Origin of the sequence: Acinetobacter sp. YH12100 (assembly GCF_013419135.1) — a bacterium.
In the GTDB taxonomy this organism is placed as follows: Bacteria; Pseudomonadota; Gammaproteobacteria; order Pseudomonadales; family Moraxellaceae; genus Acinetobacter; species Acinetobacter pseudolwoffii.
In genome coordinates this window covers 114080-136632 of record NZ_VPAQ01000007.1, presented here as the reverse complement: position 1 = coordinate 136632, position 22553 = coordinate 114080, and the positions used below count along the sequence as shown (strand labels likewise).

17 protein-coding genes are annotated in these 22553 nt (G+C 42.3%); 5 read left to right on the top strand and 12 right to left on the bottom strand.

Features of this window, described 5'->3' with window-relative positions:
• Positions 1 to 23 precede the first annotated feature (23 nt).
• Genes FTU40_RS06945 through pilG form a run of 3 tightly spaced genes read right to left on the bottom strand, consistent with a single transcriptional unit; the run spans position 24 to position 1345 of the window.
• Positions 24 to 560, bottom strand: coding sequence for a chemotaxis protein CheW (locus FTU40_RS06945; RefSeq protein WP_005097846.1), 537 nt, complete (start codon positions 558 to 560; stop codon positions 24 to 26).
• Between the two features lie 5 nt (positions 561 to 565).
• Positions 566 to 934: a response regulator gene (locus tag FTU40_RS06940; protein ID WP_005097847.1), complete on the bottom strand. Its 369-nt coding sequence runs from the start codon at positions 932 to 934 to the stop codon at positions 566 to 568.
• A 27-nt stretch (positions 935 to 961) separates the two neighbouring features.
• On the bottom strand, positions 962 to 1345 hold the full coding sequence (gene pilG, locus FTU40_RS06935) for a twitching motility response regulator PilG (RefSeq protein WP_005097851.1): 384 nt from the start codon (positions 1343 to 1345) through the stop codon (positions 962 to 964).
• A gap of 287 nt (positions 1346 to 1632) precedes the next feature.
• Here pilG and FTU40_RS06930 point away from each other — a divergent pair, with 287 nt between their 5' ends.
• From FTU40_RS06930 to FTU40_RS06915, 4 genes are all read left to right on the top strand, one after another.
• On the top strand, positions 1633 to 2280 hold the full coding sequence (locus tag FTU40_RS06930) for a hypothetical protein (RefSeq protein WP_005097852.1): 648 nt from the start codon (positions 1633 to 1635) through the stop codon (positions 2278 to 2280).
• Between the two features lie 51 nt (positions 2281 to 2331).
• Positions 2332 to 3459, top strand: coding sequence for an efflux RND transporter periplasmic adaptor subunit (locus FTU40_RS06925; protein ID WP_180040261.1), 1128 nt, complete (start codon positions 2332 to 2334; stop codon positions 3457 to 3459).
• Positions 3460 to 3483: 24 nt separating this feature from the next.
• Positions 3484 to 6591 (top strand): efflux RND transporter permease subunit, encoded by a 3108-nt coding sequence (locus FTU40_RS06920; protein ID WP_180040259.1) that lies wholly within the window; start codon positions 3484 to 3486, stop codon positions 6589 to 6591.
• A gap of 96 nt (positions 6592 to 6687) precedes the next feature.
• Entirely contained in the window at positions 6688 to 8403 is a 1716-nt protein-coding gene (locus FTU40_RS06915; protein WP_180040257.1) for a proline--tRNA ligase, read from the top strand.
• Positions 8404 to 8459: 56 nt separating this feature from the next.
• Here the strand turns inward: FTU40_RS06915 and FTU40_RS06910 are convergent, their stop codons facing one another.
• From FTU40_RS06910 to FTU40_RS06870, 9 genes are all read right to left on the bottom strand, one after another.
• Positions 8460 to 9755, bottom strand: coding sequence for a hypothetical protein (locus FTU40_RS06910; RefSeq protein WP_005169682.1), 1296 nt, complete (start codon positions 9753 to 9755; stop codon positions 8460 to 8462).
• Between the two features lie 21 nt (positions 9756 to 9776).
• Complete coding sequence (locus FTU40_RS06905) at positions 9777 to 12062, bottom strand: DUF6160 family protein (RefSeq protein ID WP_180040255.1); 2286 nt, start codon at positions 12060 to 12062, stop codon at positions 9777 to 9779.
• A gap of 33 nt (positions 12063 to 12095) precedes the next feature.
• Entirely contained in the window at positions 12096 to 12818 is a 723-nt protein-coding gene (locus FTU40_RS06900; RefSeq protein WP_180040253.1) for a hypothetical protein, read from the bottom strand.
• 12 nt (positions 12819 to 12830) lie between these two features.
• Entirely contained in the window at positions 12831 to 14909 is a 2079-nt protein-coding gene (locus FTU40_RS06895; RefSeq protein WP_180040251.1) for a hypothetical protein, read from the bottom strand.
• 234 nt (positions 14910 to 15143) lie between these two features.
• Positions 15144 to 15713 carry a dCTP deaminase gene (dcd, locus tag FTU40_RS06890; RefSeq protein WP_004280726.1) on the bottom strand — a complete coding sequence of 190 codons (570 nt, stop codon included), beginning with the start codon at positions 15711 to 15713 and terminating at the stop codon, positions 15144 to 15146.
• 123 nt (positions 15714 to 15836) lie between these two features.
• Entirely contained in the window at positions 15837 to 16430 is a 594-nt protein-coding gene (locus FTU40_RS06885; protein WP_100329137.1) for a LysE family translocator, read from the bottom strand.
• 265 nt (positions 16431 to 16695) lie between these two features.
• Entirely contained in the window at positions 16696 to 17961 is a 1266-nt protein-coding gene (apbC, locus tag FTU40_RS06880) for an iron-sulfur cluster carrier protein ApbC (protein WP_180040249.1), read from the bottom strand.
• Positions 17962 to 18240: 279 nt separating this feature from the next.
• Positions 18241 to 19074: a hypothetical protein gene (locus tag FTU40_RS06875; RefSeq protein WP_180040247.1), complete on the bottom strand. Its 834-nt coding sequence runs from the start codon at positions 19072 to 19074 to the stop codon at positions 18241 to 18243.
• Positions 19075 to 19449: 375 nt separating this feature from the next.
• Complete coding sequence (locus tag FTU40_RS06870; RefSeq protein ID WP_100329138.1) at positions 19450 to 20253, bottom strand: hypothetical protein; 804 nt, start codon at positions 20251 to 20253, stop codon at positions 19450 to 19452.
• Between the two features lie 225 nt (positions 20254 to 20478).
• Between FTU40_RS06870 and metG the strand changes: the two genes are divergently transcribed.
• Positions 20479 to 22539 (top strand): methionine--tRNA ligase, encoded by a 2061-nt coding sequence (gene metG / locus FTU40_RS06865; protein WP_180040245.1) that lies wholly within the window; start codon positions 20479 to 20481, stop codon positions 22537 to 22539.
• Positions 22540 to 22553 lie beyond the last annotated feature (14 nt).

Below are 22553 nucleotides of genomic sequence, written 5' to 3'. Positions count from 1 at the left end.
TTGATCACTTTCGTGCGCGACATTTAATTTATAAATTTTATAGATGCGTTCATAAAATTTGGATTTTGCAACAGACGACTGAATAAGAACACATGCCACTGCTGGTTGTGCTGATGAAAAAATCCTTGACAGTATTCTTGTAAGTTTTCATCTAATTCAGATTTCTTCGAAAAGAAACTTTTCTTATTGAAATGTTGTATACCCAAAACTTGATCTACGACCAAACCGACATACTGGTCATTATGGTTGATGCACAATACTTTTTGAGTCGGTGAAAACTGACTGCTATGCCCTGATACGTATTGAGTGAGATCAGAAACGGATAACAATCTTCCCCGGATATTCGCCAGACCCAACACCCATGCTTGTGTCTTGGGTACCGGCGTATATTTTGGGGGATAAATCACTTCTGATACTTCCCCCAGTGGAGCAACAAAATATTGCCCCATCATCTCAAAAGCAATGCCCGACCATCGGTTCACTTCATTGTCATTGGAAACGTAGTTTTTATTTCCCCGTTTCGCAATGCGAAGCAATTCGATAAATCCATTTGCTGCCATAGAGCTTATCCTGCATTGAGGTGTTGCTTAATTACTTCTATTAATTGTTTTTCATCTACTGGTTTTGTTAGATAGTCTGCTGCACCCTGACGCTTGCCCCACACGCGGTCAGTGGCCTGATCTTTGGTACTGACAATCACAATTGGAATGTGTTTGGTGGTCGCCCCACGCGCAATCTGACGGGTCGCCTGGAATCCGTTTACGCCCGGCATCACAACGTCCATCAGGACCAGATCAGGCAATTCAGCCTGTGCCATGGTGACGCCATCGGCCCCATTGGCTGCTTCAATCACCTCAAAGCCATGTTTAGAAAGAATTTCTCTAAAGCGAAAAGTTTCTGTCGGTGAGTCATCCACAATTAGGATACGTGCCATGCCAATTCCCCAAAAAAAAATCAAATATTAAGCACTAATATGGTTACGGATTGCGTTCAGCAATTCATCTTTACTAAAAGGTTTGGTCAGGTATTCATCTGAACCCACAACACGACCTTTGGCCTGATCAAATAAACCATCTTTACTTGATAGCATAATCACAGGAATATTCTGGTAATTCTGAGAATTTTTAATTAACGCGCAAGTTTGATAGCCATCTAGACGCGGCATCATGATGTCTACAAACACGATATCTGGATTTGCTTCGGCAATTTTTGACAAAGCTTCAAATCCGTCGACGGCAGTAATCACTTCATAACCTTCGCGCTGAAGAAGAGTTTCCGCGGTACGACGAATGGTCTTTGAGTCATCAATAACCATAACTTTTAGATTTTGGAATTTATCGTCCATTTGTTTAACCCTTCCCATTTTAGAAACTATTATGCCATAAGGCTCATAGGATTATTTTATTACGATCGATAAACATTTTTAACATAAAGTCACTTGTATTATCAACGAACATTTTCTACACAAGTAGACAAAATCAGTTATTTTTAACAACAGCTTCACACTTTACCCACGCCGATGTTTTTTTTTTGACTAACGGTAGTTTTTAATTCGTAAATTTAAGTCTAATATAACAAGATTATTACTTTAAAATAAGTAATTTAGTCAACTTTAAATTTAGGGAGCCAATGATGGGTCAGTTTTCAGAAAAACTTGCTGTCATTGATAAAAATAAAATGACTGGTCAATTCATTGTTGCTGTGCTGTTACTATTACAGGTGACCTTAGCTTGTGCCAACAATAACCAAATCCAGCAAAAGGCCACTTGGTACCGCTATTATGATAGTAAAGGCGTGGCCAATATCAGCACTAATGTGACGCCCAATCATATCCGTTACGGTTATGAAGCGCTTGACCAGAATATGCAGGTCATTAAACGTGCTCGTCCTTATAATGCCGAAGCCGATATCAGACAGGCTCCCCAACGTGCTCAACAGGCCAAGCGGATCGCTGAAGACAATAGACTGAAGCGAGCGTACAATAATAGTCAGACCGCCTTACAGAAAAAAAATGACAGTCTGCTACAGTTGAAAAAGCAAATTGATTTTCAGCAAGAACAAATGAAGCAATTGCAAAAAGATCGAGTGATGTTTGTACGCCAAGAACGTGAATATTTACGTAAAGGTAAGGCTCCACCGGCACACCTGAAAACCACACTTGAGAATAATCATAAAAATCTCATTTCCCAAAAAGAAAATATTCAATCTTTACAAAGTCGCTATCGAAATCTGGAAGCAGAATACGACAAAATTATCGCCCGTTTAAAAGCACTTGAATAAATACAGATAGCTTGTGTTGGTTTTAAACCACAGTAAGCTACAAGGACTCTTATGCAAACTGCACCACATGCTCATGGTTTAAATATGCCTTCTCCGCGCTCTCTCCTGATCATGAGTGCACTTTGCTTAAATATGTTGTTAGTGGCTTGTGATAAAAATGAACCCGTACAGCAAGCCGAAACACCCACATCCATTGAACTGATTCCTCAAGACCTGATTGCAGTACAGTCCGGCAACTCAGTTCAAAAAACTGCGTTTACCGGCACGATTCGGGCTGTCAATCAAAGCAGTATTCAGGCGCAGGTGTCTGCCACCGCCACCAGTGTCAATGCCCAAGTCGGTCAGACCGTTTCCAAAGGTCAGGTGCTGGTACGGCTAAACAATCAGGACAATGCTGCCCGACTGGCACAGGCACGTGCCAATCTGGCCTCTACTCAAACTCAGGCCAATCAGGCTCGAAACATGATGCAACGTAAAAAGCGTCTGCTCGATCAGGGCTTTATTTCAAAAGTAGAATATGAACAGAGTCAGGTCGATTATCAGGCACAGCTGGAAAATGTACGTGCCCAGCAAGCCAATGTCGATATTGCCGAGAAAGCAGATCGTGACGGAACCATGACCAGTCCGATCAGTGGCGTGATTACCCAGCGTCAGGTGGAACCTGGCCAGACCGTGTCGATTGGACAAACCCTGTTTGAAATTGTTGATCCTAAACAGCTGGAAATTCAGGCACGCGTGCCTAGTGACCTACAATCAAACTTAAGGCTAGGCAGTCAAGTCGAATACAGCATTCAAGGCAATCCCAATCGGCTCACTGCAGTGATGAGCCGGATTTCCCCGATCGCCGATCAGGCCAGTCGCCAGATCGAATTCTTTGCTACACTGAATGAAACGATTCCTTCTTTAAGTATCGGTTCCTTTGTAGAAGGCAATATTTTGAGTTCACGCCAAATCAGTGGGCAGATTATTCCCTTAGATACGCTGCAGGATATCCAGAACAAACCCTATGTCTGGGTGATTCGCCAGAATAAACTTATCAAGGTCAATGTGCAGGTACTGGAACAGCGCTATAACGACAATATTGCGGTGGTCAAAGGATTGGAAAGCACCGATCGGGTCAGCCGAATTAAATTTAGCGAAGCCGATCTACAAAAAACTGTCACACTTCGCTCGAACTAAAGCGCCTCACACAGGATCATTGACATGTGGTTTACCCGAATTAGTGTGAAGTATCCAGTTTTCACCATCATGATGATGTTCTGTCTGATGGTATTGGGACTGGCTTCCTGGCAGCGGATGGGCGTTGAAGAATTTCCCGATGTCGATTTTCCCTTTGTGGTGGTGTATACCAACTACCCGGGCGCTTCTCCAGAAACGGTCGAGTCAGAAATAACCAAGAAACTCGAAGATCAGATCAATACCATTTCTGGTTTAAAACAGGTGATTTCACAGTCCAGTGAAGGCCTGTCGATGATCACCACTGAGTTTAATCTGGACGTACCTTCTACCACGGCCGCTCAGGATGTACGGGATAAAATTGCCTCGGTAACTGCTGAATTTCGTGATGAAATTCAGGATCCGATTGTCGAACGTTATGATCCAACCGCCAATGCGGTCATGTCGATCGTATTTGAATCCAATAACATGGATATCAAAGCACTCAGTTCTTATCTGGATCAGCGAATTGTACCCCAACTGCGCACCGTTGCTGGCGTGGGAACGGTGAATTTACTCGGCGATGCACAGCGCCAGATCCGGATTCAGGTAGAACCACAAAAACTGCAAGCTTTTGGCCTTGGTGTAGACAGTGTCATCAATACCTTAAAGGCTGAAAATATTGAAGTTCCAGGCGGCACACTCAAATCTGGCAACTCGGAACTGGTGATTGAGATCAATTCTAAAGTGCTGCATCCCTTGGCCTTCGGCGATCTCATCATTGCCAATAAAAATGGCGTACCAATTTTCCTGAGACAAGTCGCAGAGATCCAAGACAGTCAGGCAGAACTAGAATCTGCCGCCTTTTTAAATGGCAAAACCGCAGTTGCGATTGATATCCTGCGTAGCTCGGACTCTAACGTGATTGAGGTGGTCGATAGAACTTACAAAACTTTAGAAAGTATTGAGACCCAGCTTCCTCAGGGGACGACCTTGCAAGTGGTAGTGGATTCTTCCAAAAGTATCCGCGGCACCATTGGCGATGTAGCCCGCACCATTATTGAAGGTGCGGTACTTGCCGTACTGATTGTTCTGCTATTCCTCGGTTCATTCCGCTCCACTGTGATTACCGGTTTGACTTTGCCGATCGCCTTATTAGGTACTTTGACCTTCATCTGGGCCTTTGGCTTCAGTATCAACATGATGACCTTGCTGGCGCTATCCTTGAGTATTGGCCTGTTAATTGATGATGCGATTGTGGTCCGTGAAAATATTGTCCGGCATGCCGACATGGGCAAAGATCATGTGACTGCCGCACTGGATGGCACCAAAGAAATTGGTTTAGCTGTTCTGGCCACCACCCTGACCATTGTCGCCGTGTTTCTGCCGGTGGCCTTTATGGGCGGGATTATTGGTCGTTTCTTTTATCAGTTCGGGGTTACAGTTAGTGTGGCTGTGCTGATTTCGATGTTTGTTAGTTTTACTTTAGATCCGATGCTTTCTGCACATTGGGCCGAAAAGAAAAAAGATCCAAATAAAAGACCCGGACGGGTGAAACGTTTCTTTAGCTGGATTTCTGGCAAGCTGGACAATTTAAGCCATGTCTATGAAAAGCTGCTCAAACTGGCGCTGCGCTTCAGATTCATTACCTTAATGATTGCCGTAGCTTCATTATTTGGTGCCTTGGGATTATCGAAACTGATTGGCACCGAATTTGTACCGGTTCCTGACAAAGGCGAAATCCGCATTAAGTTTGAAACACCGGTAGATTCTTCGCTTGAATACTCACAAGCCAAACTGCAACAAGTCGATCATATTATCCGTCAACACCCTGATGTTAAAGCAACTTATGGCGTGATTAATGGTGTAACTGACCGTGGTAAAAACCACGTCAGCCTGCGAGTGACCGTGACACCACGGATCGAACGCGAAAAAAGCCTGACCGAGCTCAACAATGAGTTTCGACAACGCCTGCAATCGGTTGCCGGGATCAGTATTACCTCGGTTGCATCTGCCGATGAAACCGTTTCGGGTGGTCAAAAGCCAATTATGATCTCGATCAAAGGCCCCGACCTGGATGAACTGCAAAAAATTTCCGATCGTTTTATGACAGAGATTGCCAAGATTGACGGTATTGTCGATTTGGAAACCTCACTGAAAGAACCCAAGCCAACACTCGGCGTGCAGATCAATCGTGTCTTGGCCAGTGATTTAGGATTATCCGTGAATCAGATTGCCAATGTGGTTCGTCCACTGATTGCCGGTGATGATGTCACCACCTGGCAGGATGAAAAAGGCGAAACTTATGATGTGAATTTGCGCCTGACGGAAGACCAGCGCAGCTTGCCACGTGATTTACAGAACATGTATATCACTTCAAATAAAACCGATGCCAATCATCAGCCGATTCTGATTCCACTTTCGAGTGTGGCCAAGTTTGAAGAAAAACTCGGTGCTTCACAAATTAACCGCCGTGATCTGGCACGTGAAGTTCTGATAGAAGCCAATACCGCTGGTCGTCCTACAGGAGATATCGGCACGGATATCAGCCGGCTACAAGCCAATTTTGATATGCCGCCAGGTTATAGTTTTGATACCCAAGGTTCAAATGCCGATATGGCAGAATCCGCAGGCTATGCCCTGACCGCCATCACCCTGTCGATTGTGTTTATCTACATTGTGCTGGGTTCACAGTTTAATAGCTTTATCCATCCTGCGGCGATTATGGCCTCCTTGCCATTATCCTTGATTGGTGTGTTCCTGGCGCTGTTCCTGTTTAATTCCACCATGAACCTGTTTTCGATTATCGGGATTATCATGCTGATGGGACTGGTGACCAAGAATGCGATTCTGCTGATCGACTTTATTAAAAAAGCCATGGATCGCGGTGAAGAGCGTTATGATGCGATTATTGCCGCGGGGAAAACCCGACTGCGTCCCATTTTAATGACCACCAGCGCCATGGTCATGGGTATGGTGCCCTTATCCTTAGGGCTGGGTGAAGGCGGTGAACAAAGTGCGCCGATGGCGCATGCGGTGATTGGTGGCGTGATTACCTCTACCCTGCTGACCTTGGTGGTGGTGCCGGTGATCTTTACTTACCTGGATGACTTTAAGAATTTTATGCTGCGTCAGGCACGTAAAATCATGGCATAATTTAATGCAACACAATGAGGTGACATTCCCAAATGCTCACCTCATTTTTTATTGTATAATCCCTGCTTTAACGCTTAATTTTTTAGGACAGTTTCCATGCGCGCGAGTCGCTTTTTATTTGCAACGTTAAGAGAAACCCCGAACGATGCTGAAGTTATTTCACATCAGCTGATGCTTCGTGCCGGTATGATTCGTAAGTTGGCCTCAGGTCTGTACACCTGGTTGCCGATGGGCGTTCGCGTATTAAATAAAGTTGAAGCGATCGTTCGCGAAGAAATGGACAAAGTCGGTTCACTTCAGGTTTATATGCCGGTGACTCAACCTGCGTCTTTATGGGAAGAATCAGGTCGTTATGTACAATACGGCCCTGAACTTTTACGCTTCAACGACCGCCATGGCAACCCATTTGTTCTGGGTCCGACGCATGAAGAAGTGATCACTGACCTTGCACGTAACGAATTAAAAAGCTACAAGCAATTGCCTGCAAACTTCTACCAGGTACAAACCAAATTCCGTGACGAAATTCGTCCACGTTTTGGCGTAATGCGTTCACGTGAATTCATCATGAAAGATGCCTACTCTTTCCATGCCAATCAGGAATCACTGCAACAAACTTACGACGACATGTATGCAGCCTACTGCAAAATCTTCACCCGTCTTGGTTTAGATTTCCGTCCAGTACAAGCAGATACTGGTTCAATCGGTGGTTCAGGTTCTCACGAATTCCACGTACTGGCTTCAAGCGGTGAAGATGATATCGCATTTTCGACCGAATCAGACTACGCCGCCAATATTGAAATGGCTGAAGCCGTTCTGGTCGGCGAACGTCCGGCACCAACTCAAGAACTTAAACCGGTTGATACGCCAAATCAAAAAACCATTGCGGATGTATCTGCCTTCTTGGGCACGGATCCAGCTCACTCAGTAAAAGCATTGCTTGTTCAAGGCATTGCAAAAGAGGATGGTTCTGTTCCTGTGGTTGCTTTATTCCTTCGTGGCGATCACGAACTGAATGAAATTAAAGCCGAGAAGCATGCACAAATTGCAGCTCCACTCACTTTTGCAACCGAAGAGCAAATCGCAGCACTTGGCTTGACAGCTGGTTTTGTAGGCCCACAAGGTCTGGTTGAAAAAGGTGTCACCGTCATTGTTGACCGTGCGGCATCAGTATTGTCTGACTTTGTTGCAGGTGCTAATGCAGCAGATCAACACGCAACCGGCGTAAACTGGGAACGTGATGCACAGTTCACTGAAGTTTATGACTTGCGTAATGTAGTTGAAGGTGACCCTTCTCCAGATGGCAAAGGCACACTGCAAATTAAACGCGGCATTGAAGTCGGTCATATCTTCCAGTTGGGTCAGAAATACTCTGAAGCATTGGGCTGTAAAGTCTTGGGTGAAGATGGCAAACCATTCACTGTGACCATGGGTTGCTATGGTATTGGGGTAACACGTGTGGTTGCGTCTGCCATTGAACAGAACTTTGACGAGAAAGGCATTATTTGGCCAACTGCCATTGCACCGTTTGAAGTTGCCATTGTACCGATGAATGCCCATAAATCACCACGCACATTAGAAGCTGCGGAAGCACTCTATGCTGAACTCACTGCTGCGGGTTATGACGTAATTCTAGATGATCGTAACGAACGTCCGGGCGTGAAATTTTCTGATCTTGAGCTTACAGGCATTCCACACCGTATTGTAATTGGCGAAAAAGGATTGGATGCAGGTACTTTTGAATATAAAGGTCGCCGTGATGCTGAATCTGTAAATATTTCCAAAGAAGAGTTGTTGGCTAAAATCGCTAAATAATTTTGCTTTCTTAATAAAAAATCCCGTCAAGTGCGGGATTTTTTGTTTTTTTTAACTTAACAGAATTTATGTCCACCGAAGCAGTTCGGTTGAAAGTTCTGGCCTGCCAGTTTTAGGTTATTTAATGGAAAATCAATTAAGGTGGGGTTTTTGATTTCACTTACGTCTAGAGAACCACCAGCAATACACCCACTAATAATACCACCACAAATACGAATGTTATTTGTTAAATCGTGATTAATCCCGGCGATAGTTTGTTTTAATACAGCATCGGTAATCTGCACTTTATCCGTTGGAGAAATACTGCCTAAATCCACTTCATCTTCCATAGACATCCACCACCCTTGGTTAGCTCCCACAGCTGCACCTGGCCATAAAATCTTTTGTGATTGCAGCGATAATGATGCAGGGTTATTCAAATATAAGGCGTGAATTAGACCAAGGTTTTGATTTACCGTAATATCTGTTTTTAGACCTGTTAAATACCCTGTAATTTCTTTATCAAGATTTAATAGCCCCCCTAAAAGCTGTGCTTCTAATGGACCATTAAAGTCGATTCGATCAACTGTCCCTGTACCTTTTAACACCACCTCTTTCATACGAGTACCTGAAACAATGGTAGCAGGGATAGTAAAAGGTGCAGTTGATTCCTGCAAAGTAAAACTATAATCATCTGATTTATAATGTAAATCGAGAGGTAAAGTTAAACTACCTAATTTCCCTCTCACAGTACCTTCAATCATTTGACCTGTAGCTGCATAATCCATAATACGAGAAGCTGTATTCGCCACACCGGATGCTGCTTTAGTCTTCATATACCCACTGAAACTGTTAATACCGTTGGGTGTATTGCTATTTTCAGTACCTAAAGTCAAAAGACCCTGAATTTTTTCAGCACTCAAGCGAAAGCCCAGTACTTCACGAGTAGATGCCTGATTTGGATTTTTAATTGCAAATTGAAGAAATGGATTGGTAATCAATGCTGAACTGCCTGCACGATCATTGGATGTATAGTTCGAATTCGTAGGCAGCCCACTTAGAGCAATATGATCAATATCAATATCACAGCCTGTCGCACCATTAATACCTCCACAACCAAGTTGTAGCTTTTTGATATTGGTATTGATCTCCATCTCGGCTTCTAATCCTAATTTATAAAATGAAATATTGGACTGATCATAGTTAGTACCAAGATCATCGGCTTGGTTATAACCTCTCTGTACTTCCATCGAAAGAAGTGCCTGACCTTCCACATCGGACAGCTCTTCATCATTTAAGGTAGTCATTGCAAAACTGTATGGTGTAAACACACACATTCCTACAACCATACTACTCAAAAGTGCTTTTTTCATTTTATCGTCCTTATATTCTTATTAGCGTGGCGTGATACCCATTGTGCTGCGCAAAGTACCGCCAGTAATAGCAATACTTGCCATGTTTTGCATATTGCCATTGGTCGCCATCGCAAAATTGGTTTTAAATGGTGTCGCGATATTATTTTCATAATTGAGTTTGACTTGATTATCCAACGTTACGGTATCAGCACTGACACGAACTTTCCCATTAACACCCAAATGACCTTCCATCCGGTTAAAGTTGATCGAAGAAACGTTTAATGCTCCTGTTGTTAAATCAATATCTTCATTGGAGATACTGAAGTAGCTACCCAGATTAGCTTTATCTGCACTTTCTTCTGATGTGAGTGGCCTAAATTTAAAGTTTGCATCAAATGACAAAAAGTTGGTATCTGGTGAACTTGCGGTTGGATCTACCCCAGGAATAATCAGAAGCTCACCATTTCCATCGAGCTTAAAGGCAATATTGGTCAGTACATCATCACGTTTAGAAAAGTTATCGTGAGGCACATAGCCTCCGCATTTACTGACTGATGCAGTGCTACAGTTATATTTAGATCCTGGTAATTGCCCCATTGCGAGCTCTGCTTTTGCTGCAATCAGTAATTTATCGGCACGAATATAAATCCCTTCATCTTCATAGCCAATAATCCCTTCAGATTTAATTAAAGCATCGATATTTCTAAAGCCTGCATAATAGTTAACAGCTTCACCCTGTACACCGTCCTGACCATCAATCAATATAATTGAAGTTGTACTTGGCAAACCGGTTTTCTTGTCGACCCCGTATCCTTCAGTAGAGGCCATGATGTTATAAGCAATTGCCTGCTTATTATCTGTTCCATAAGTTGTTCCAGACAACGCGACATTGGCATTTAAATTATAAATAGGAATACCAATCCCCCATGAACCGCCATCCCCACCAAGTTCTGTCAAGGAGTTATCTGAAATAAAACGTGCTTTCGCAGCAATTGCCTGAAAGTCCATTCCTCGTACTGCAATAAAAGCAAAATCCTCTCCATCTCCTGCTGTACTCAGTGTCTGTTTCAGTACATCACTACTATGCCCCAAGGTTTTTCGCATATTTTCATTGATGATAAAATCGAGACTTTTAGCCGTAATAGTATTTATATAAATATCACCAAAATCGATATAGGCATTTTTACCATGTAAATTTCCATCAGCATTCCGTGTTGTCAGGGGCCTAATATTGGAGAATTGGACTGCATAGCTTCCATGGCCAGTATGACCAATTTCAAGCACGGTAGGTGCCATGTTGCTTGGGTGACCACTAGCAGCACCAGTAAAGTCGGCAGATAAGCCCAGATGCAACCCCCCGTCACCCACCAGATCGCTATATCCTGCTGCAGTTTTGTCTTGACGCTGTAAAACACCATTTAACTTGTTACTTACATCAAAAGTACCAATCTGGGTTTGACCGGCATTCATGGATAATCTGGCATTGGTCACCGCACCTGAAGCCCCAAGACGCATAATATTTTTACGTTCGTTATTTGGCGTGTTATAACGCAAGTCAATATTAACGCCAGGATTGGTGGGATTAACCCGGCCAACAGCAATATCAGTGGTATCTTCAACACGTTTCAAATCCACGTAATGGTCTTGATTGCCATTTCGGGTGGTGAGTACAACACCTTCATTGGGGTCAATGTACATATAGCCCTGACCCGCAAAATTAAAGTTAAAGTCATTTAAAATCAGGCTATTTTCACCTAGTTTATGACTAATGGTGGCATTTTTAAGTTGAAAGTCGATACTGGCAATTGCTTCTTTATTAAATAAACCTGCAGTAGTTTGTAATAGAACACTAAGCGGCGTAGAGGTACTAATCCCTAATGCACCCAGACTTTGACTAGATTGTACGCCAGCAGTCCGAATACTATTCGCAGACTGGCTACATGGATTGGTCGTACAGGCTGTCTTTACCAGTTTTAAATCTGCAGTGGCTTGAAATGGTGAAACACTTGCAGCAAGCCGAAGTCCTGCCCCTTGTGAAGTAGCACCTACATCTATTTCAAGTTGACTAATAATTGGCTTATTATCTTTTCCAATAATTTCAACATTATGTAGACCTAAACCCATTTTAGTACTGGCATCTGGATTGGGATCATACCAATTGACTTGAGCAATGTTGGCTTTAGAAATTTCATGAGTAATCACCATACCATCTTGTCCAGTGACTTCGCTCAATTCCTGCTCTTCAATGGTTTCAAGTGCATAAGCTTGCTGTATAAGACACATGCATACTGTTAGTAACTTCAACTTTATTGTTGTTTTTTTCATTTTTATATCCTTATGCTGTACTTGACGCTGCAATTAACAACGACTTTGTGCCCCACCTGTACAGTTATAACCAAATATTTTCAAATTACCGGACATATGCAGATTTCCATGAATATTCAATCCCATAAAACCTTTTTCAGCCCCCTTATCAAATGAAGGCACATCTTGTGTCGAGGTAGAAAAACCGCCTTCGGTATTATAGGTGCGTGCTGTATAAGTGTCATAAGCACTTGTATTGGCATAACCTTCTAGTGCACCACCCCCTGTACCCGTTTCAATCGACACTGTACTGAAACCCAAATTTCTGATTTTCAAAGGTTTGTCATCATAAAAGCTGACTTTCATCGCTGTTTGCGGTTCATTACGATGATTAATGATGGTTGTTCCATCGATAGAAAACTTGTCAATCTGAATCGTGCCCTGAATACCTTTAAATACTAACCATTTTTTATTCCCATTGGCATCGACATGATTATTTGGGGCTATTGCCAAGCGGCAAAACTGTTTTGTTGCACCGCATGTTTCCGGATCTAGAACATAAAATACTTCTACAGGATTAGCATTTGCATCAAGGCGAGAAATTGTATCCTTCGTTAAATCTGTAGCATAAATATGGTTTAAGGATAAAGTCCAGTTAAGGTCTGCTCTACCCTGCCCTACGGTATCAGTTAACGCTTGCTGATCCAAAACCTCCAATCCGGCATAAATAGACATCGAAGTACAGAGTAGCGTGCAGAGGGTAAACAATTTGGACATATTTGTACTCCCTTATAGACCTGTGGTTTTTATTTTTAGATGCTGAATCAGCACGCCATCAATGACTGCCGAACCAAAGTTTTTACTTGAGCCATCAACACTTTTAAATACCACTCCGGTTGAGTTGACACCATCCTTAGCGCGCAGCAAATTTGTTCCTGGAATACGCTCTGTAGTCCCTATTGAAATGCTGCTATGAGTTGCATTACGCCCTTGATAAAGTGCGGCAGTATCTGAAGCATTATTTTTAATCGGTGTACCACAACTATAGACATTACAGGTTGAACCGTTTAAATCTGTTGTTCCCAGTCCGCCTCCATAATTCTGATAGATTTGATTATAAATAGCAGGAATATCGGGAATACGTGTCACTTCTAAAATAATATTATTACCTTCTGAACCAACTACGAAAGGCTGGTACATATTCCCCAATACCAGGTTAATATTTGGGCTATATAAATATAAACCCTCAGAATCATGAAATATGGGAGCAACACTCCCGTTCAAGGCCGGGGTTGGACCATCACCATCAAGTGCATTCGTTCTTGCTGCAGTACTGAGACGAATACCTTTACTATTGAGATTAGTATCACTACTGCTTAAATTTTCTGGCTGGTCATTGGTATTTAGTCGAATTAGACTTGCCATACCTAATGTTTGGTCGTAATCCTTATTGTCAGATTCTAAGGTTTGAAACAAACGAACTTGCGAACCATTAAAACTCAGACCATTGGCAACAAATTGGGTTCTTAGCCGGTAATCCATATCAAGCCCTGAGGTTGGCCCACCTGTTATGGGATTGACGACATTGAAGGAGTTAAGCGCGCGCGCAAAAATATCACTCCAGAAGCCCAGCTTAATATTATTATCACTCTCGACCCCAGTAATCGGGCTTAATGGAGCTTCTAAAGCGATATAGCCTACGTTTTTAGCAACGTCCTTAAACTGTTTGACATTCTCAGTACCCGCACGGAATAACCAGGGATTATCTGCCGATCCCCAGCTAAAGCCCTGATTGCTATATCGTGTACTCAGCGAGTCATCACTTTTCGATAATGCCAGACCATAAATAAATACATCTGCTTTGGTTCTTAAAGAACTGACTGGCGTGTTTTTCGCCTCTAACAAAGCCGCAGTTTTCGCATCACTCAGAATGCTGGCATAAAGCGCTTCTGTTTGTCTTTTCGCTTCTGCTTCTGCAATTTGACCTGCTTCAAATTTTGCACGAATATCTGCTGCCGCATATGAGGCATCACTTAATCGTTGCACTAAAGTAGTAATTTCTGGCCCAATAACATTGTTACGCGTAAAACCAGTCAAACTTTTATAAAATGTAGAATTGGTTAAATTTGCATTCGCTTCACCCGCACGACCACCATATAACAACTGAATCATTTCATAGGCATTTGTAGTGGCATATTCCAAGGCTTTTTCAGCATAATCTAAGATCCCTGTAGGATCCTCACTCACTGGTCGCGTAGTATATGATGTTGTTCCATCATTCGTTAACCTTCTACGGTTAGTACCTCTAAGATAATAAGCGTGTCGTTCATTAAAATAGCGTTGAATAATTGCATCTGAATTAAAATAACGGGCTGGAATTTCATCGTTTAGCTTGGTACGTTCAGCCTGCAATTTTGCAGGAATAGGCTGGGTATAGGTGCTGTATAGGCTTGTGTAATTCGTATCGTAAATTGAACTGTAGGTAGAGGTATATAGCGTGTTATATCCTTTATCTATTTTGCCTTGCAGAACATTATTATCATACGAGCTTTTATAAACTTTATTATAGGTACGCTCACCTAGCTGCTCATAGTTTTCACCCGTTGGAATAATCCGGATAAAACCAGTATCTGCCTGTCCAGGATTTTCAATACCTGGAGCATAACTAGAGCCAGCAGAAAGATCCTTGGGACCTTGAAATACCATTTTAAAATCATCAAGGACGAGCGCAACACCCTCACCGGTGGTGTCAGAAAGAGAAGAATCCGATAATTCCTGCATCGCATGCGCAGAAGGCAACAGGATTAAACCAATTGTCATTGCTAAATAATTTTTGCGAAATTTAAATATATCTTTTATCTGAGTCATCTCACTCTTTCCTTTTTATCCGATGCTCCGCATCTTTATGTTTCAGCTTCCCAGCCGCTACATTTTGTTTTTTATGATGCATTGCATCTTTTTTATGGTTATTCGGAATCTATTATGCTGACTTTTAATACAGATGCCAAAGTCAATTGAAGCAAAAACCTGAGTTTCCGATGAATGAAAATCTCAAAAAAATAAACGGGACATATAGTCCCGTTATTCAATATCTTAAACTACTTAGGTCTTCGGCAAAGTAACGCCAGTTTGACCTTGATATTTTCCGCCACGATCTTTATATGAGGTTTCACACACTTCATCAGACTCAAAAAATAGCATTTGTGCGACGCCTTCCCCTGCATAAATACGCGCAGGAAGGTTGGTGGTATTCGAGAACTCTAAAGTTACATGACCTTCCCACTCTGGCTCAAGCGGAGTGACGTTGACAATGATGCCACAACGCGCATAAGTCGACTTGCCCAGGCAAACCGTCAGTACATTACGTGGAATACGGAAATACTCGATGGTACGGGCCAATGCAAATGAGTTCGGTGGAATAATACAAACATCCGATTCAATATCAATAAAGCTGCGTTCATCAAAGTTCTTCGGATCGACAATTGCAGAATGCACATTGGTAAATACTTTAAATTCCCGTGCACAACGCACGTCATAACCATAGCTCGATACGCCATACGAAATCAGCTTTTGACCATTTTCATCCAAACGTACCTGGTTTTCTGCATACGGTTCAATCATGCCGTGTTTTTCGCTCATTTCGCGAATCCAACGATCAGACTTAATTGCCATTGATATAATCCAAAAATCTTAAGAACAAGTTATTGCGACGTACTTTAACTGAAATTGCCCTCAATGAAAATAAGTGAAGTGCTTGCAGCCAAAGTGGATAAAAAATTGCTGATGGATATCAGCTTATAAACTTAAAAGTGCAGAATAGCTTAAAGGAATCGAAAAGCTCATTAACACCAGTGATGCGGTTTTTTGCAGGTTTTTTTGATTGAGCCAGCGACTGTTTTTTCTAGCCAGTATTGAGCCGAGGAAAGTCCAGAAGAATGCAATCGGAATCAGCAAAACCAGGAATACTAACATATGAGTCACATAGTGCTGACTGCTTTTCCAGACAATCACCGGAAAGATCGCTGAAGCAAATAAAAGTGCTTTAGGATTTAACAAGGTTGCCAGAAATAGTTCTCGTGCACGAATCGAGACATTTTCAAAATTTTCACTGAGTTCTGCCGTGCGCCATAATTTCACAGCCAGAAAAAGGATATAGCCGGCACTAAACAGCTTGAGAATGGTCGGCAAAAGCGGAAGATGAACGGAAATTTTTCCGATCAGAATGCCCCAAAAGCTAATGGCAATCAGATAGCCAAAGGCTTCAGCAGGAATTAAACGAAATGTTTTTTTAAATCCGACCTGTATGCCTGAAGATGCCAATAAGGTATTGGTTGGGCCTGGTGTTAAAAGAATGGTTGCCACTAAACCAATAAAAAACCATGAAATCATAGTTTGACCTCGCTCTAATCCGCGTAGCATAAAATAGTTCGGTCAATGCTGCAAAAAAATAATTGTAAGAGAACATATAATCAGAATTCACACTGAATTAAATCAATTTAATTCAATCACTTGAAACCATTTTGGGAACCAATACGCAACAGTCATTTCAGTCAATTTTCTTAATTTAAAGCTGTTTATTTCCGTGAATTATTAATAAAAAAGCCCTAACTTGAATTAGGGCTTAAATATGTGAACTCTCTATTTAATGGGTCAATTAGAAAATTCGGCTCTGATCTTTTTCGGCCTTAGGTAGCTGCGCTGCAATTTTTTCTGCAATCAGCATATAGCTTTCGGCTGCATCATCTCCGGCAATGACTGAAGGTGTGCCAGCATCGGCATTTTCACGAATTTCAGCATCTAAAGGTAAGCGACCCAATAATGGAATATGATATTGCTCAGACAGTTTATCTCCACCGCCTGTGCCAAAAATCTGTTCTTCAAAACCACAATTTGAACAGATATGGGTCGACATATTTTCAATCACGCCCATGATCGGAATTTGCACACGGTTAAACAGTTCAATGCCTTTGGTCGCATCGAGTAGGGCCACGTTTTGTGGTGTGGTGACAATCACTGCCCCGGTTACCGGAATGCGCTGTGCCAACGTCAACTGGATATCCCCTGTACCGGGTGGCATATCAATCATCAGAACATCAAGATCTGGCCATAAGGTCTGGTTAAATAATTGCATCAATGCACCGGTGGCTTTCGGTCCACGCCAAGCCACTGGAGTATTGTGATCACCAGTTAAATGGCCAATCGATAACACTGCCATTCCATAGGCTTCGATAGGGACAAACTGTTCCGCTTCGATCATCGGCGTTTTGCCCGCATTACCGAGCATGGTCGGAATACTCGGACCATAAATATCGGCATCCAGCACACCGACCTTTAAGCCTAATTTTTGCAGAGCCAGTGCCAGATTCACTGTAGTCGTCGATTTACCTACACCGCCCTTGCCGGATGACACCAGAATCACATTTTGAATACGTGGATGTTTTGGTACATCACGTTGCTGAGGTGCAGCTTTTTGAATCGGTGGATTATTGGGATCAGCTTCTTCTTGTTTTGCAGGCTGGGCGGAGGCATCCACCACAGGGGGAAGATTGGGTTTTGCTTCTGCTTTAGGCTGACTGGAACAGCTTTCACCTTTGGCATGCTTATGCCCGCAGCCATCCGATTTATGACTTTTAGGCCCAGTTTTTTGCTGAATCACATGCATATTCAGTTCTTGAATACCACATTTTTGCAAAGCTTGCGCCAGTTCATCATGGATTTGTTGCAGATCTTGTTTTTCTTCAGGATAAGTATTTAAGGTGATTTGTAGGATCTCAGCTTGAACATTGGCCTGAGTAATACGCTGTTTGAGCGGATCATTTGAATTTGGCAACAGATAGTTTTGCAATACTTTTTGCACAGCTTCTTCGTTCACCTCCTGCGAAGGTGAAAAGACCGATTTGAGCGAAGAAAGCCACGACATAGGTTACTCCAAAACTATAGATAGATATCCGAATGGCATAGTTTAACGGGGTTTTCGCTTAAGGTTAAGCACTCTGCCGAGAAGATCGAGGAGATATCTGCAATTTCCAACCATTTTACTTGGTTTTGTTGGATTGTAGCGGATAGGCATGCTAAAAGTGAATCAATCAAAGTAAAGCCAACTGGATTCTTTTTGATGTGAAAAGAATTTTTATTGATTTTAGGTGTAGCAAGCCACTTTAACCTTCTTTGATTAAAGTGGCTCTACAATAATCACAGTCTATTTATGATTTTTATTATTTTCAGACTTGTGCTGCTGATCCTTGGCATTTTTATCCTGATCTTCTTTAGATTCACTCTTGTCAGACTGACCTGATTTCGATTCTGAATTTTGAGCTTTGGCATCTTTTTGCTGATCAGAATCATTGCCCTGAGATTGATTTTCTTTCATTTTATTCATGCTATCAGCCGCCATCTGTTTCAGCTCACCCAGCTTGGTAGAGGCTTCACTGACTAACTCAGTAATCTTCTGTTTTGTATCTTCAAACTTATGTACAGCCTCATCTTTTAAATTGGCCATGCTTGCCTGTTGATCGGTCTGAGCTTCTTTAGCATTTTGTTTATCTGACTGATTCGATGATTTATCTTCAGTGCTATGATCAGCTTTTGCCTTTTTTGCGTCATCTGAACCTTGATCATCATTTTTCTGGCCGTTGGACTTGCCATGTTTTAGCTCATTCAGAAGTTTTTCGCCTTTTTGTAATAGCTCCTCACCAATCGCAATTGCCTTCGCTTTTAAATCATCCATCTTAAAGCTTTCGGTTTTGTTGTCTGACTGCCCGTCTTTTGAATCATTTTTTTGATCAGATGGCTGCTCTTTAGAGTCTTCATCCTTCGATTCCGAGTCAGTACCTGTATCTTTAGAGTTTTGTTTACTATCAGAATTTTCATCAGTCTGGTGTGGCTTTGTGTCTTGTGTATCATGCGACTGATTGTGCTTCTGGTCATTCTGGTTTTGCTTTTGCTCTTCTTTGGCTTTCTGATTTAATTGTTTCTCATGTTGTTCTTTGTCTTGATTTTGCTTTGAACTATTGCTCTGGTTCTGCTGAGTCATGAGGTACCCTCCTTAGGCATATCATATAAACAATCAGCCATTTTCTAGCACAAAGTGTGGAGCAAATCGGGCGCAGTAAGCAAACTGCAACAAAGCCTGTACATGTTGTTGCTATTGTTTGCAGTCTGTAGCATGAGCTGCGCCCAATCAGTATTGCAAAGATGAATAATCCAACTCTTTTGGATTCTGGCGATTCAAGTCCATCGATTACTTGGGGTTTCGACAAAGTCTGGCTTGGTAAACCTGTCAGCACATTTTCTTTGGCTTCTCATTCAAATGCCGTTATAGCATAGTTTCCAAAGCCAAAGAATCAGTGTTGCCAATTCACAGCAGATGTTTATAGGATGCAAATGCATCAGGAGATATTATTTCAAGTCAGACACGCAAGGTGCTCATAAAGCTGAGCGCAGAGAACAACCAGATCAACAGAATGAAGCTGCGTGCTTGATTGAAGTTGTCGACATCTGTGCCATGTAGCATGTTATGACGGCTCATGGTCACATTCGAGCTTGAATCCATTTTATAGGCAGCAAGTTCAGCAAAATACGGATTCAGTTCAATCGCAATTTTAGACTTATGCCACAGGCTTTTAATTTCATTGCCTTTTAAACCCGGTACGATTTTATAGACATCGACAAACTTGGTGCCATTTTGCTTTAAGAAGCCTGCTTTGATCAGGATATCTGTCAAAATACCTTCGAGCTGCGCATAAACATTTGGAATACAACCGCTGTAAAAGCCAAGTTTGTACATTTTCAAGCTTTCAAGCAGCACCAAACGGCGCTTGGCTTTGATGTCTTCATCAATCTCTAAGGCATCAAAGGCTTTCAGCATTTCAGTCTGGAAATATTCGCTATTGATCATATCGAGCAGCTTAAATTGCTCAATATCTTCAAACTGGTGAATGGCCGGCCAAAAATGCATCAAATTTAAAGCATCATTGGCAAACTTCGCGCCAATCGGTTGATCGAGCTGATCTGCCAGCACTTGGAAATAAGCATCTTGCGCGACTAAACCCGATAAGTTTTTGATTAAAAGTGTATGTTCATCTGCCGAGATGTCTTCAAGATAAGCTTCTGCATCTTTTAAAATCTGACTGCCCAACTGTTTTTGACTCGCTGCATTTTGTTTAATACGCGTGACAGGTTGGTCAAAATCAAAATCATCTTCGTCAATCATGGTTTTCTAGCTCAAAGCTTTTAGATCAATGGCCTATTATCACTGTTATTGGCAACGCAATATAGGGAAATCTACATTTCCAAGACATTCTGTAAATACAAAGACCTTTCGACACGAATTCGCGGTGAAATGGAATTGATTCGCTTAAAGGATTGCTTTGTATTCGGACCTGCATCAGGTAAAATCATCCACCTTGCATAATATACGAATGAGAGAGTCATATCCGTGCGTAATATCTTAGTCACTAACGCCCTTCCATACGCCAATGGCCCGATTCATATGGGTCACCTACTCGGTTATATCCAAGCTGATATTTGGGTACGTGCGATGCGTGCAATGGGTCATGATGTGACTTATGTCTGCGCGGACGATGCTCACGGCACAGCCATCATGTTACGTGCTGAAGCCAACGGAATTTCACCGGAAGCACAAATTGCCAACGTGCAAAAAGAACATATCCGTGATTTTGACGGTTTTGCGGTGCACTTCGATCATTATGATTCTACCCATAGCGATACCAACCGTGCACGTGCATCTGAAATCTATCTCAAAAACCGTGATGCCGGCAATATCGCGGTTCGTCCTGTCACCCAGCTTTTCGATCCTGAAAAAGGCATGTTCCTCTCCGACCGTTTCATTAAAGGCACCTGCCCGAAATGTAAAGTAGAAGATCAATATGGCGATTCATGTGAAGTTTGCGGTGCAACTTATAATGCAACCGAATTATTGAACCCACATTCGACTTTAAGTGGTGCAACACCCGTCGAAAGATCATCTGACCATTACTTCTTTAAGTTGCCGAATTTTGGTGAATACCTGCAAAAATGGACACGTGATGAAGGCCGCTTACCGGTCTCGATTGCCAACAAGTTAGATGAATGGTTTGAAAATGGCCTGAATGATTGGGATATTTCGCGTGATGCGCCATATTTCGGTTTTGAAATTCCAGACGCACCCAACAAATACTTTTACGTGTGGGTCGATGCGCCAATTGGCTACATGTCGAGTTTTGAAAACTATATCAAAACCAAACGTCCTGATTTAAGCTTTGATGACTACTGGAAAAAAGATTCTAAAAATGAGGTGTATCACTTCATTGGTAAAGACATTGTGTATTTCCATGCGCTGTTCTGGCCGGCAATGCTAGAAGGTGCTAACTACCGTACGCCATCAGGTTTATTCGTGAATGGTTTCTTGACCGTAAATGGCCAAAAGATGTCAAAATCTCGTGGTACCTTCATTAAAGCTGAAACCTATTTAGAGCATTTAAACCCAGAATATTTACGTTATTACTTTGCTTCTAAACTTTCTGACAAAGTTGAAGATTCGGACTTGAATCTGGATGACTTCGTGCAAAAAGTAAATTCTGACTTGGTTGGTAAAGTGGTCAACATTGCCAGCCGTTGTGCGAAGTTCATCAATACTAAATTTGACAATAAATTATCTGCAACTTGTGCAGAGCCTGAATTGGTTCAAAGCTTCATTGATGCGGGTGATTCAATCGCAGCGCAATATGAGTCACGTGAGTTCTCTGCTGCAATTCGTGAAATCATGGCACTTGCAGATAAAGCCAATCAATATATCGATGAGAAAAAGCCTTGGGCGCTGGCGAAGCAGGAAGGCCAGGAACAACAAGTACATGACGTATGTTCTGTCGGTATTAACCTGTTCCGTCAATTGGCTGTTTATTTGGCTCCGGTGTTGCCAACACTGGCGCAACAAGTTCAAGATTTCTTGCAATTAGAATCTTTCAACTTCGCTTCTCGTGAAACGATTCTGCTGGGTCATGAAATTGCATTGTTCCAACCATTGATGCAACGTGTAGATCCAAAAGCGGTTGCTGCCATGGTCGATGCATCTAAAGATTCTTTAGCTGCTCCTGCTGTTGAACCAGCTAAAGCTGAAAAGAAAAAAGAGAAGAAGGTCGAGAAGAAAGCTGAACCTAAAGTCGGTGAAGCTGAAATTATTGGCATCGAAGACTTTATGAAAGTTGACCTACGTGTGGCTGAAGTTCTTGAAGCAGCTATAGTTGAAGGTTCTGACAAGTTGCTTCAGTTGACTTTGAATGTTGGTGAAGCTGAACCACGTAATGTGTTTAGCGGTATTCGTGAGTTCTACCAACCTGAAGACCTAAAAGGTAAATTGGTGGTGATGGTGGCTAACCTTGCGCCACGTAAGATGCGTTTTGGTATTTCTAACGGTATGGTGTTGGCAGCGGGTAATGGCAACGGCGTTTGGGTGATTTCACCTGAATCTGGTGCTAAACCGGGTGATAAAGTGTCTTAATTTTTAGACCTAAA

Coding starts and splice junctions, on each gene's coding strand:
- FTU40_RS06910 (WP_005169682.1), bottom strand. CDS start 9,755: ATGAAAAAAGCACTTTTGAGTAGTATGGTTGTAGGAATGTGTGTGTTT.
- FTU40_RS06945 (WP_005097846.1), bottom strand. CDS start 560: ATGGCAGCAAATGGATTTATCGAATTGCTTCGCATTGCGAAACGGGGA.
- FTU40_RS06905 (WP_180040255.1), bottom strand. CDS start 12,062: ATGAAAAAAACAACAATAAAGTTGAAGTTACTAACAGTATGCATGTGT.
- apbC (WP_180040249.1), bottom strand. CDS start 17,961: ATGTCGTGGCTTTCTTCGCTCAAATCGGTCTTTTCACCTTCGCAGGAG.
- FTU40_RS06895 (WP_180040251.1), bottom strand. CDS start 14,909: ATGACTCAGATAAAAGATATATTTAAATTTCGCAAAAATTATTTAGCA.
- FTU40_RS06940 (WP_005097847.1), bottom strand. CDS start 934: ATGGCACGTATCCTAATTGTGGATGACTCACCGACAGAAACTTTTCGC.
- FTU40_RS06875 (WP_180040247.1), bottom strand. CDS start 19,074: ATGACTCAGCAGAACCAGAGCAATAGTTCAAAGCAAAATCAAGACAAA.
- FTU40_RS06870 (WP_100329138.1), bottom strand. CDS start 20,253: ATGATTGACGAAGATGATTTTGATTTTGACCAACCTGTCACGCGTATT.
- FTU40_RS06920 (WP_180040259.1), top strand. CDS start 3,484: ATGTGGTTTACCCGAATTAGTGTGAAGTATCCAGTTTTCACCATCATG.
- dcd (WP_004280726.1), bottom strand. CDS start 15,713: ATGGCAATTAAGTCTGATCGTTGGATTCGCGAAATGAGCGAAAAACAC.
- FTU40_RS06930 (WP_005097852.1), top strand. CDS start 1,633: ATGGGTCAGTTTTCAGAAAAACTTGCTGTCATTGATAAAAATAAAATG.
- FTU40_RS06925 (WP_180040261.1), top strand. CDS start 2,332: ATGCAAACTGCACCACATGCTCATGGTTTAAATATGCCTTCTCCGCGC.
- FTU40_RS06885 (WP_100329137.1), bottom strand. CDS start 16,430: ATGATTTCATGGTTTTTTATTGGTTTAGTGGCAACCATTCTTTTAACA.
- FTU40_RS06915 (WP_180040257.1), top strand. CDS start 6,688: ATGCGCGCGAGTCGCTTTTTATTTGCAACGTTAAGAGAAACCCCGAAC.
- FTU40_RS06900 (WP_180040253.1), bottom strand. CDS start 12,818: ATGTCCAAATTGTTTACCCTCTGCACGCTACTCTGTACTTCGATGTCT.
- pilG (WP_005097851.1), bottom strand. CDS start 1,345: ATGGACGATAAATTCCAAAATCTAAAAGTTATGGTTATTGATGACTCA.